Origin of the sequence: Mesorhizobium sp. B2-3-15 (assembly GCF_006442875.1) — a bacterium.
GTDB classification, from domain to species: Bacteria; Pseudomonadota; Alphaproteobacteria; order Rhizobiales; family Rhizobiaceae; genus Mesorhizobium; species Mesorhizobium australicum.
Genome location: NZ_VFVO01000011.1, coordinates 172,490 through 185,087 on the forward strand (window position 1 = coordinate 172,490; position 12,598 = coordinate 185,087).

Consider the following 12,598-nt stretch of genomic DNA (forward strand, 5'->3'; position numbering starts at 1 on the left):
CCTCAAGTAATGACGCTCGGCTTGTTGCGCCCGGTGTGGCTCTTGATCCCGGCAATGTCGTCGGCCGCCGAAATCAGGTCGGCGAGCGCCTCCTGCGTGTCGAGGTCGTGCCTCGACTTGTCCGGCTCGTAGCGCTCGATATAGACGCGCAAGGTCGCGCCAGACGTACCGGTGCCCGAAAGCCGAAAGACCACGCGCGAGCCGCCTTCGAACAGCACCCTTATGCCCTGGTGCTCGCTGGTCGAGCCGTCGACCGGGTCGTGGTAGGCGAAATCATCGGCATTGGCGATCTTCAGGCCGCGCACGCTGGTGCCCGGTAGCGAGCCGAGCTTGGCCCTGAGTTCGTCGACCAGCGCATTGGCGCGGCCGCTCTCAACCTCCTCGTAATCATGGCGCGAGTAGTAGTTCCGGCCATAGGTCTCCCAATGCTCGGTGACGATCTGCTTGCAGCTTTCGCCGCGCGCGGCGAGGATGTTGAGCCACAAGAGGACCGCCCACAGACCGTCCTTTTCGCGGACATGGTTGGAGCCGGTGCCGGCACTTTCCTCGCCGCAGATCGTCGCCATGCCGGCGTCGAGCAGATTGCCGAAGAACTTCCAGCCGGTCGGCGTCTCGTAAATCCCGACACCTAGCTTGTGAGCGACGCGGTCGGCCGCGCCACTGGTCGGCATCGAACGGGCGATGCCTTTCAGCCCATCCTTGTAGCCCGGCGCCAGGCGGGCATTGGCGGCGAGCATGGCGACCGAATCCGAAGGGGTGACGAAAATGCCCTTGCCGATGATCAGGTTGCGGTCTCCATCGCCATCGGAGGCGGCGCCGAAATCGGGCGCGTCCGGTCCCATCATCTCATCATAAAGGTGCTTGGCATGGACCAGGTTGGGGTCCGGGTGATGACCGCCGAAATCGGGCAGCGGCTTGAAATTGCGGCAGGTGCCGTTCGGTGCGCCGAGGCGGTGTTCGAGGATTTCCTTGGCGTAGGGCCCGGTCACCGCATGCATGGCGTCGAAGCGCATGCGGAAGCCCGACTTGAACAGTTTGCGCAGCGCATCGAAATCGAACAGGCTCTCCATCAACTCGGCATAGTCGGTAACCGGATCGATGATCTCGACGGTCATGCCGGCAGCCTCGACTGTCGCGACCGTATCGATGTCAATCGGGTCGATGTCGGCGATCTTGAAGCTCGAAATCGTCTTGGTCTTGGCAAAGATGGCGTCGGTCAGCTTTTCCGGCGCCGGGCCGCCATTGCCGGCATTGTACTTGATGCCGAAGTCCTCGTGCGGGCCGCCGGGATTGTGGCTAGCCGAGAGTATGATGCCGCCGAAGGTCTTGTATTTGCGGATGACATGCGAGGCCGCGGGCGTCGACAGGATGCCGCCCTGCCCGACCATCACCTTGCCGAAGCCATTGGCGGCCGCCATGGCGATGGCCTTCTGGATGACCTCCCGGTTATAGAAACGGCCGTCGCCACCGATCACCAGGGTCTTGCCCTTGAACCCGTCGAGCGCATCGAAAATCGACTGGATGAAGTTCTCGGCATAGTGCTCCTGCTGGAACACTGGCACCTTCTTGCGCAGCCCCGACGTGCCGGGCTTCTGGTCGGAATAGGGCTTGGTGGGAACGGTGCGTATCATGCTTCAGGCAACCCTTTTCGAAAGCAGCAGGCGATAGAGTTCGACGTATTTTTCGGCGCTTCGATCCCACGACACATCGGTCTTCATGCCCTGGCGCTGGATGGTTTCGAAGATTGCGGGACTGGCGTGGGCGTCGGCCAGGCGTCGGATCGCGTGCAGCAGCGCGCCACCATTGTTGGGGGCAAACTGGAAGCCGGTCGCCACGCCGGCGGCAAACGCTGCTTCATTGGCATCAATGATGGTGTCCGCCAGGCCGCCGGTGCGGGCGACGACCGGCACGCAGCCATAGCGCAGGCCGTAAAGCTGCGTCAGCCCGCAAGGCTCGAAGCGCGACGGGATGACAATGGCGTCGCAGCCGCCCTGCATGGTGTGCGACAGCCCCTCGTCATAGCCGACGACCACGCCGATGCGGCCACGATGGCGTGCGGCCGCGGCCAGCAGCGCGCCTTCGAGGCCGGCGTCGCCCGAGCCGAGGATGGCCAGCCTTGCGCCTGTCGCGACGATGCCGTCGACCACCGTCGCCAATATGTCCATGCCCTTCTGCCAGGTCAGGCGGCTGACGACGCAGACAATCGGACTGCCGTCGCGGTCGAGGCCGAAACGGTCCTCGACAGCGGCCCTGTTCGGCGCGCGGGCCTTCAACGTCTCGGCCGTATAGGTCGATACCAGATGCTTGTCGGTTGCCGGATCCCAGATGTCGGTGTCGATGCCGTTGACGATGCCATGGAGATCGCTGGAACGCATGTTGATAAGGCCGTCGAGGCCCATGCCGAATTCCGGCGAACGGATTTCCTGCGCATAGGTCGGGCTCACCGTGGTGATCGCCCAGGCGGCCTGCAGGCCAGCCTTGAGGAAGCCGACGCCGCCATAATATTCGACGCCGTCAAGCGCCATCGCCGCGGCAGGCAGGCCGAGCTCGCCGAAGATACCGGCCCCGAACTGGCCCTGGAAGGCGAGATTGTGGACGGTCATCATGGATGGGGTGCCGACCGCCTTGCCATAGCGCATATGGGCCAGCGTCATCGCCGACTGCCAGTCATGGGCATGGACGATGTCGGGGAGGTAGCCCGAGATGGCGCCCCCGGCGATATCGGCGCCGGCCTGGCTCAGCGCCGCGAAGCGCCGCCAATTGTCCGGCCAGTCCGCGCCCGAGGCGTTACCATAGGGGCCGCCGGGGCGGTCGAACAGATGCGGCGCGTCGAGCACGAACAAATCGAGCCCGGCGACTTGGACAGCATGGACCGCGGCCTTGCCGCCTTGCAGCAAGGGATACTGATAGACGGCCTTCTTTTTCTTGAAGGCGCTCATCACCACAGGAAAGCCCGGAACGAGCGTACGCATGGCCACGCCCTTGGCCGCGAGCGCGATGGGCAGCGCCCCGGTCACGTCGGCAAGCCCGCCGGTCTTGATCAGCGGGAAGATTTCGGGAGTGACCGACAGAACCTGCATGCGCTTAACGATCCGCTTCCCATCCATGCCGCCCAACCGTGTGCGGTTTGGACCACGACATGCACAAAACACCCTAAAGTGACAGCTTGTTGATCACCTGTTCAGGTTGACAACTTGTTGATCATGTCCTGTGTGATCAGGCAGATACCCTTTTCCGAAACCCGGAAGCGCTTGGCGTCGAGGACGGGATCCTCGCCGACCACCAGCCCTTCGGGTATCCTTACGCCGTGGTCGATGACGACGCGCTTCAACTTTGCGTTCCGGCCGACATGAACGTCGGGCAGCATGACAACCTCTTCCAGCGTCGAATAGGAATTGATGCGCGCGCCGGTGAAGATCAGGCTTTTCTTCAGCGAAGCGCCCGAGACGATGCAATCGCCCGACACCAGTGACGAAATGGCGGAACCGCGCCTGCCGTCCTCGTCATGCACGAACTTTGCCGGCGGCTTCAGTTCGGCATAGGTCCAGATCGGCCAATCGCGGTCGTAGAGGTCGAGTTCGGGCGTCACGTCGGTCAGGTCGATGTTGGCCTCCCAATAAGCATCAACCGTGCCGACATCGCGCCAGTAGGCCTCGTTTTCGGCGGTCGAACGCACGCAGGACTTGGTGAAGCGGTGCGCGATCGCCTTACCGTGCGTGACGATATAGGGGATGATGTCCTTGCCGAAGTCGCGGCTGGAGCCCGGCTCGGCGGCATCGCGGCGCAGTTGCTCCATCAGGAACTTGGTCTTGAAGACGTAGATGCCCATCGAGGCCAAGGCGAATTCCGGGTTACCCGGAATGCCGGGCGGGTCAGCGGGCTTTTCGACGAAGGCGATGATGTTGTCCTTGGCATCGACATGCATGACGCCGAAGCCGGTCGCCTCCATGCGCGGCACTTCGAGGCAGCCGACCGTGACATCGGCGCCGGCATCGACATGCTGGCGCAGCATCATCTCGTAGTCCATCTTGTAGATGTGATCGCCGGCCAGGATTACCATGTATTCCGGGCCATAGGCCTCGATGATATCGATGTTCTGGTAGACGGCGTCCGCCGTGCCCTCATACCACTGCGTTTCCGACACACGCTGGCTGGCCGGCAGGATGTCAAAACTCTCATTTCGTTCGGGCCGCAGGAAGTTCCAGCCGCGCTGCAGGTGGCGGATCAGCGAATGCGCCTTGTATTGGGTGGCGACGCCGAGGCGGCGGATGCCGGAGTTGAGCGCATTGGAGAGCGCGAAATCGATGATGCGTGTCTTGCCGCCGAAATAGACCGCGGGCTTGGCGCGCCGGTCGGTCAGTTCCTTGAGGCGGCTGCCGCGCCCGCCGGCCAACACGTAGGCCATGGCGTCGCGGGCCAGCGGCTGCGTTCTCTTCAAGTCTGCCATTTATACCCTCCCAAGTTACTCGTATCGATGCGCTAACCAGCCTTAACGAGTTCAGTCGGCAGCGAGTTCAAGCATGATCGTCGACAGCGGAGGCAGGAGCATCGTTGCCGAGATGCCCTTGCCCTCCGCCCTTGCCTCGACCATGCCGCCATTGCCCATGCCGGAACCGCCATATTCGGAAGCGTCGGTGTTGATGATCTCGCGCCACTTGCCGGCCTTCGGCAGCGGCACACGATAATTGTCGCGCGGCACCGGTGTGAAATTGGAGATGACGGCGACCGGATCGCCGCCGGGAGCGCTGCGCACCCAGGCGAAAACCGAATTCTGGCTGTCGTCGACGATCATCCAGGAAAACCCTTCAGGCTCGCAGTCGCGGCCATGCAGGGCCGGGCGTGAACGATAGAGATAGTTGAGGTCGCGCACCGTCTGCCAGACCCCGCGATGCGGGCGAAAATCGAGCAGGTCCCAATCAAGCGCGCGCGCTTCGCTCCATTCGCGGCGCTGCGCGAATTCCTGGCCCATGAACAGCAGCTTCTTGCCGGGATAACCCCACATGAAGCCGTAATAGGCACGCAAGGTCGCGAATTTCTGCCAGTCGTCGCCGGCCATCTTGCCCAGCAGCGTGCCTTTGCCGTGCACGACCTCGTCATGCGAGAGCGGCAGCACGAAATTCTCCGAGAAGGCGTAGGTCAGGCCGAAGGTCAGCTCGTTGTGGTGATGCTTGCGGAAAATCGGCTCCTTGGAAAAATACTCCAGCGTGTCGTGCATGAAGCCCATGTTCCATTTGAAGCCGAAGCCCAGCCCGCCTTCATGGACAGGCGCCGAGACCTTTGGCCATGACGTCGATTCCTCGGCGATGGTCATGACGCCCGGATGGTGGCCGTACACCTCCTTGTTCATCTTCTGCAGGAAGCTGACCGCCTCGAGGTTTTCGCGCCCACCCTTCTCATTGGGGATCCACTCGCCGGCCTTGCGCGAATAGTCGAGGTAGAGCATCGAGGCGACCGCGTCGACGCGAAGACCGTCGACATGGTATTTTTCGGCCCAGAACAGCGCGTTGTTGACCAGGAACGACACCACCTCGCGGCGGCCGAAATTGTAGATCGCGGTGTTCCAGTCCGGATGGAAGCCCTTGCGCGGGTCGGCATGCTCGTAGAGCGCGGTGCCGTCGAAATGGACCAGACCGTGCTCGTCGACAGGAAAATGCGCCGGCACCCAGTCGAGGATGACGCCGACGCCGGCACGGTGGGCGCCGTCGACAAAGCGGGCAAAGCCGTCCGGATCGCCGAAGCGGGCCGATGGCGCGTAGAGGCCGGTTGTCTGGTAACCCCAGGAGGGATCATAGGGATGCTCGGAGATCGGCAGGAATTCAATATGGGTGAAACCGGTCTCGATTACATAGGGGATCAGCCGGTCGGCCAGTTCATCCCATGACAGGAAGGAGCCGTCATCGCCAAGCTGCCAGGACCCGGCGTGGACCTCGTAGATCGAGATGGCCTCGCGGCGAGGGTCGGCGTTGCGCCAGAAATTGCGATGCGCCTCGTCACCCCATGCATGCGCCGGCGGCATCGCGGTCACCGAGGCGGTTGCCGGGCGCAGCTCTGATTTGAAGGCGAACGGATCGGCCTTCAGCGGCAACCTCACGCCATCGGGACCGATGATTTCATATTTATAGGGCCGGCCAGCACCAATATCGGGGATGAACAGCTCCCAGATGCCGGTGTCGCGACGGTCGCGCATCGTATGCTGGCGGCCGTCCCAGTCGTTGAAGTCACCGACCACCGAAACGCGCCTGGCATTTGGGGCCCATACAGCGAAATGCACGCCGGACGCGCCTTCGTGCTCGATGACATGCGCGCCGAGCTTGTCGAACAGCCTGAGGTGCGAACCCTCGGCGATGTAGTAATCGTCCATCGGACCGAGTACCGGACCGAACGAATAGGGGTCGGTCAGCCACCAGTCGCCGCCGGCATTGCGGGCGTGGTAGCGCAGCGGCTGGCGCTTCTTGATCGACAGCTTGCCTTCGAAGAAACCGGCATCGTCGCGCCTGGTCAATTCGCCGACCTCGACGCCGGTCAGGGTGTAGGCCGTAACCGACTCCGCGTGCGGAACGAAGCAGCGTGCGAACAGGCTCTTGCCGGCCTCCTGGACACCGAGAACCGCAAAGGGATTGCCGTGCGTACCGGCGACAATCGCCTCGACATCGCTGGCTGGCGCCAGTCCGTCCGGCCCGCTTGTCGCAGCGGTCGCGCGCGGCTTCCTCATCAGGCGGTCGCCCTCCCCGGGCACCAAGTGTTTGTTTTTGCGGCCATCGTTCGTGGCCTTATGCAATCATATCAGACGGGTACGTTCCAGATTTCTTTCGCATATTGACGGATGGTGCGGTCGGAGGAGAACCAGCCGACGCGCGCGACGTTGCGGATGGCGCGCGCGTACCAGTCCGGGCTGTTGCGCCAGACAGCGTCCACCTCGCGCTGGCAGGCGGCATAGGCGTCGAAATCCGCCGCGACCATGAACCAGTCGCTGTCATAGAGGCCATTGATGAGGTCGCGGTAGCGATTGGGATCATCGGGCGAGAAGACGCCCGATGAAACGGCCGCAACCGCCTGCGCCAGTTCAGGGGATGCCTCGATCACGCCGCGCGGATTGTAGCCATTGTTGCGCCGCTCGGCGACTTCTTCGGTGGTGAGGCCGAAGATGAAGATGTTGTCGTCGCCGACATGCTCCTTGATCTCGACATTGGCGCCGTCGAGCGTGCCGATGGTCAGCGCGCCGTTCAGCGCGAACTTCATGTTGCCCGTGCCGGAGGCTTCCATGCCGGCGGTCGAGATCTGCTCGGAAAGATCGGCGGCTGGCATCAGCACCTCGGCCAGGCTGACATTGTAGTTCGGCACGAACACGACCTTCAGCAGGCCGCGCACCGAAGGGTCGCTGTTGATCACCCTGGCGACGTCGTTGGCCAGTTTGATGATCAGCTTGGCGTTATGGTAGCTGGGCGCGGCCTTGCCGCCGAAGAATTTCACGCGTGGCATCCAGTCGCGTTCGGGATGCGAACGGATCTGGTCATAGAGCGCGATCGCTTCGAGGATGTTGAGCAGCTGGCGCTTGTATTCGTGGATACGCTTGACCTGAATGTCGAAGAGCGCCGAAGGGTCGAGCTTGATGCCAAGGCGATCGGCGACCAGATTGGCAAGCCTCACCTTGTTCTGGCGTTTCACCGCGGCGAATTTTTCGCGAAAGGCGGTGTCGTCGGCTAAGGGATCGAGCCCCTTGATCGCTTCGATGTCATCCATGAAGCGGTCGCCGATCGCCTCGCGGGCAAGCGCGGTGAGGCCTGGATTGCACTGGATGAGCCAGCGCCGCGGCGTGATGCCGTTGGTCTTGTTGTTGATGCGATCGGGATAAAGTTTGTGGAGGTCGGCGAAGACCGTCTCCTTCATCAACTCGGTGTGCAGCGCCGACACGCCATTGATCGAACGCGAGCCGACAAAGGCCAAATTGCCCATGCGCACCCTGCGGTCGCCATTCTCCTGGATAAGCGAGATACGGCTGATCTGCTCGTCCGAGAACTGATCGGTGGCGCGGGCTTCGAGCAGCACCTGCGCGTTGATGGCGTAGACGATCTGCATGTGGCGGGGCAAAAGCCTCTCGAACAGCGGCACGGGCCAGCTTTCCAGTGCCTCTGGCAACAGCGTGTGGTTGGTGTAGCCGAAGGTGCGCTTGGTGACATCCCAGGCGAGATCGAAATCCATGCCATGGACATCCATCAAGAGCCGCATCAGCTCGGGCACGGCGATCGCCGGATGGGTGTCGTTGAGGTGGATCGCCGCCTTGTCGGGCAGAGACTTGAGATCGCCATATTGGCTGAGATGGCGCTGCAGGATGTCCTGCAGCGAAGCGGTGGAGAAGAAGTATTCCTGGCGAAGCCTGAGTTCCTGGCCGGCCATGTGGGAATCGGCTGGATAGAGCACCCGCGACAGTGCATCGGCCTTGTTGCTTTCGGCCAACGCCCCGATGTGGTCGCCGGCGTTGAACTTGTCGAGCCGGATCGGGTCGATCGGCATGCCGGACCAAAGGCGCAGCGTGTTGACGCGCTTGGCCCGCCAGCCAGCCACGGGCGTGTCATAGGCGACCGCAAGCACATGCTCCCTCGGCTTCCAGACGTGGCGTTCGAGGCGGCCGTCCTTCGAGGTGATCGATTCGACCGATCCACCGAAACCGACTTCGAAGGAGCGCTCGCGCCGCTCGAATTCCCAGGGGTTGCCGTGGTCAAGCCAGGTCTCGGGCAACTCGACCTGCCAGCCATCGTGGATTTCCTGGCGGAACATGCCGTTGGCATAGCGGATGCCGTAGCCATGCGCGGGGATGTCGACGGTGGCCATGCTTTCCATGAAGCAGGCGGCGAGCCGGCCAAGGCCGCCATTGCCGAGGGCCGCGTCCGGTTCCAGCGCGGCGATCAGGTCGAGATCGACGCCGAGCGACGACAGCGCCTCACGCATGTTCTCCATCAGGCCGAGGTTGGAAAAGGCGTCGCGCATCAGACGCCCAATCAGGAATTCGAGCGACAGGTAATAAACGCGCTTTTCCTGTTGGTCGTAGGCTTCCTTGGTCGCCTGCATCCAATGGTCGACGACGCGGTCGCGCACGACCTTGATCGTGGCGGTCAGCCAGTCGTACTGGGTCGCGACGGTGGTGTCCTTGCCGACCCGGTACTTGAGCGACATCAAGACTTCTTCAGCAAGCGTCTTGGGATCGGGATTGTCGAGAGCGGGGGCTTCGATCGTCATGGCGGATGTCATATCGCCTCTCGTTCGGTTTGGCCTGATCATACCGGCTTTCACCGTTTCTCCCAGCCCACCCTAGTGCATTGCAACATCTTTTCAATCGATTTAGAGAACGCCGTCATCTACTTACCCTGCGGCAAGTTGGCAGTCAGGCCGCCAATGCCGCCTCCGGGGGTGTTTTTGCCCCGGTCATGAAGGCAACGGCGTCGGACATCGTATATTGCTTGGGGTCGATGACGCACAGTCGACGGCCCAGACGGTGGATGTGGATACGGTCCGCCACCTCGAAGACGTGCGGCATGTTGTGCGAGATGAGCACGATCGGCAGGCCGCGCTTCTTCACGTCGAGGATCAGTTCAAGCACGCGGCGGCTCTCCTTGACGCCGAGCGCCGCCGTCGGCTCGTCCATGATGACCATCTTCGACCCGAAGGCGGCGGCCCGGGCCACCGCCACGCCCTGGCGTTGGCCGCCCGACAGGGTCTCCACCGCCTGGCTGATGTTCTGGATGGTCATCAAGCCTAGTTCGGTGAGCTTGTCGCGGGCACGCTTTTCCATTGCCGGACGGTCCAGCATGCGAAGCCACTGGCCGACGAAGCCGGGTTTGCGGATCTCGCGGCCGAGGAACATGTTGTCGGCGATCGAAAGTGCCGGCGACAAGGCCAGGTTCTGGTAGACGGTTTCGATGCCGGCTTCACGGGCTTCCATCGGCGACTTGAAAGAGACGGGTTTGCCTTCAAGCCGGATTTCGCCTTCGTCCGGCACGGCCGCGCCGGAAATCGCCTTGATGAGTGACGACTTGCCGGCGCCGTTGTCGCCGATGACGGCAAGGATTTCGCCGGGGTAAAGGTCGAAATCGGCATTGTCGAGAGCGGTGACGCGGCCATAGCGCTTGACCAGACCGCGCGCGGTGAGGATGGGTTCCTGGGTCATGCCGAAACCTTTCTGATCCATTGGTCGATGGCGACGGCGCCGATGATCAGCACGCCGGTGAGCAGCACTTTCCATTGCGGATCGGCGCCGAGCATGTTGAGGCCCATCGAGACGACGCCGACGATCATCGCGCCGAACAGCGTGCCGAGGATGGAGCCGCGGCCGCCGAAGAGAGAAATACCGCCGATCACGGTCGCGGTGATCGCCTGCAGATTGTAGTCGGTAACAGCGGCGGACGGCGAGATCGAGCCGTTGCGGCCGATGGAGACCCAGGCCGCGAAAGCGGCGATCAGCCCGGCAAGGGTGTAGACCGTCATCAGTACCTTCTTTGTCTGGATACCCGACAGCTTCGCCGCCTCCTGGTCGTCGCCGACGGCGTAGACATGACGGCCCCATGCCGTGTGGTTGAGCACGTACCAAAGAACCAGCACGAGCACGACCGTGGCGATGACGCCGAGCGTCAGCACCGCCGTGCCGACCTTGAAGCTCAGGGCAAACAGGTGCAGCAGCGGTGCCTGGTTGTCGACGTCGGTGTCGCGGATCGTCTCATTGGCCGAATAGATGAAGTTCGTGGCCATGACGATGTTCCAGGTGCCAAGCGTCACGATGAAGGGTGGCAGCTTCATATAGGCGACCAGCAGCCCGTTCAGCAGCCCGCAAGCCGCACCGGCGGCAAGCCCGATCGCCACGGCGAGCACACTCGGCATGCCGTAGCTGACCGCGCAATTGCCCATGATCACGGCCGAAATCACCATGATTACCCCGATCGACAGGTCGATGCCGGCGGTCAGGATGACCAGTGTCTGCGCGGCCCCGAGAATGCCGACGATGGCGATCTGCTGCAGGATCAGCGTCAGCGTGTAGGACGAGAAGAACCGCCCCCCGATCGTGATGCCGAAGATGACGATTGACAGTAGCAGCACGATCAGCGGCACCGCCGCCGGCGTCGAATGCAGAAAATGCTGGATGCGCTTGACGGCTGATTTGTGCTCGTCAAAAGCGGCTACACTTGTATCGCTAGCCGAGAGAACCTTCTCGAATTCCTGAGCTTGAGCCATGTTTCCTCCCCGTAGGGCTTCAGCCACACGCTGACGCCGTCCACGCCTTCCGGTCTGTCGCCGGGATTATTCGCGTTTACAGTGATGCATCGTCCACCCGATGCGACCGGGGATCAAGTCCCCCCGGTCGCATCGGTTCCGTTGCCGGTCAGGCCAGTATCAGCCCCAGCACTTGGCGAGGCCTTCCTTGGTGTCGATGGACTTGACGCCCGTCGCCGGCTTGTCGGTGACGAGGTTGACGCCGGTGTCGAAGAAGTTCTTGCCCTCGGTCGGCTTCGGCTTGGTGCCGTCCTTGGCGAAAGCGGCGATCGCCTCGATGCCAAGTGCGGCCATCTGCAGCGGATATTGCTGCGAGGTGGCGCCGATGACGCCTTCGGCGACCGACTTCACGCCGGGGCAACCGCCGTCGACCGAGACGATCAGCACCTGGCTTTCGAGGCCGACAGCCTTGAGCGCCTGGTAGGCACCGACCGCGGCCGGCTCATTGATGGTGTGGATGACGGTGATGGTGTTGTCCTTCTGCAGAAGGTTTTCCATCGCCTTGCGGCCGCCTTCCTCGTTACCGTTCGTCACATCATGGCCAACGATGCGCGGATCGGTCTCATCGCCGATCTTGTTGGGGTCCTTCACGTCGATGCCGTAGCCCATCATGAAGCCCTGGTCGCGCAGAACGTCCACGGTCGGCTGCGAGGGTGTCAGGTCGAGGAAGCCGATCTTGGCGTCCTTGGCCTTGTCACCGAGCGTGGCGGCGGCCCAGGCGCCGATCAGCTTGCCGGCCTCCAGATTGTCGGTGGCGAAGGTCGCGTCGGCGGCGTCGATCGGATCGAGCGGCGTGTCCAGCGCAATCACCAGCAGGCCCGCATCGCGCGCCTTCTTCACCGTCGGCACGATGCCCTTGGTGTCGGACGCGGTGATCAAAATGCCCTTGGCGCCGTCGGCGATGCAGCTTTCGATCGCCGCCACCTGGCTCTCGCTGTCACCGTCGATCTTGCCCGCATAGGTCTTGAGATCGACACCAAGTTCCTTGGCCTTGGCGGTCGCGCCCTCCTTCATCTTGACGAAGAACGGATTGGTGTCGGTCTTGGTGATCAGGCAGGCGCCGACGCCGGCCGCGGACGCAGACGAAGCGAACGCCATCAGACCCAGCGCGGCCGCCGCGAAAACGGTGGACTTCAACAATTTTGTATTGGTCACGATTTCCTCCCAGTGGAACATTTTTCGAATGCCGGCCAACCGGCACCCGCACGGCATCCAGCGACTTCTCCCAGCGCGGATGCTCCCTCAAGGAACACCACGCCAGCGCATCTGTCAATAATTAAATCACTCTTATTTATTATTGACACCCTTGCGTCGTTCACTCATTCTGACCCAAAAGCAT

The 12,598-nt window shown here is 62.6% G+C and carries 8 protein-coding genes; all 8 read right to left on the reverse strand.

From position 1 onward, the window contains the following. Positions 1–2 precede the first annotated feature (2 nt). The gene (locus FJ954_RS22375; RefSeq protein WP_140663200.1) at positions 3–1,631 is read right to left on the reverse strand and encodes an alpha-D-glucose phosphate-specific phosphoglucomutase; all 1,629 of its coding nucleotides are present in this window, start codon (positions 1,629–1,631) and stop codon (positions 3–5) included. A 3-nt stretch (positions 1,632–1,634) separates the two neighbouring features. Further along, a complete protein-coding gene (glgA, locus tag FJ954_RS22380) occupies positions 1,635–3,080 on the reverse strand; it encodes a glycogen synthase GlgA (RefSeq protein ID WP_140663201.1) in 1,446 nt (481 codons plus the stop codon). 101 nt (positions 3,081–3,181) lie between these two features. After that, complete coding sequence (gene glgC, locus FJ954_RS22385; RefSeq protein WP_015318689.1) at positions 3,182–4,447, reverse strand: glucose-1-phosphate adenylyltransferase; 1,266 nt, start codon at positions 4,445–4,447, stop codon at positions 3,182–3,184. A gap of 51 nt (positions 4,448–4,498) precedes the next feature. Then, complete coding sequence (gene glgB / locus FJ954_RS22390) at positions 4,499–6,712, reverse strand: 1,4-alpha-glucan branching protein GlgB (protein ID WP_140663203.1); 2,214 nt, start codon at positions 6,710–6,712, stop codon at positions 4,499–4,501. A 71-nt stretch (positions 6,713–6,783) separates the two neighbouring features. Next, on the reverse strand, positions 6,784–9,246 hold the full coding sequence (locus FJ954_RS22395; RefSeq protein ID WP_140663204.1) for a glycogen/starch/alpha-glucan phosphorylase: 2,463 nt from the start codon (positions 9,244–9,246) through the stop codon (positions 6,784–6,786). 133 nt (positions 9,247–9,379) lie between these two features. After that, positions 9,380–10,162, reverse strand: coding sequence for an ATP-binding cassette domain-containing protein (locus tag FJ954_RS22400; RefSeq protein WP_015318692.1), 783 nt, complete (start codon positions 10,160–10,162; stop codon positions 9,380–9,382). Next, a complete protein-coding gene (locus FJ954_RS22405; RefSeq protein WP_015318693.1) occupies positions 10,159–11,220 on the reverse strand; it encodes an ABC transporter permease in 1,062 nt (353 codons plus the stop codon). Before FJ954_RS22405 ends, FJ954_RS22400 begins: the two co-directional genes overlap by 4 nt. Before the next feature lie 159 nt (positions 11,221–11,379). Continuing rightward, a complete protein-coding gene (locus tag FJ954_RS22410) occupies positions 11,380–12,396 on the reverse strand; it encodes a sugar ABC transporter substrate-binding protein (RefSeq protein WP_023771510.1) in 1,017 nt (338 codons plus the stop codon). Between the last annotated feature and the right edge of the window lie 202 nt (positions 12,397–12,598).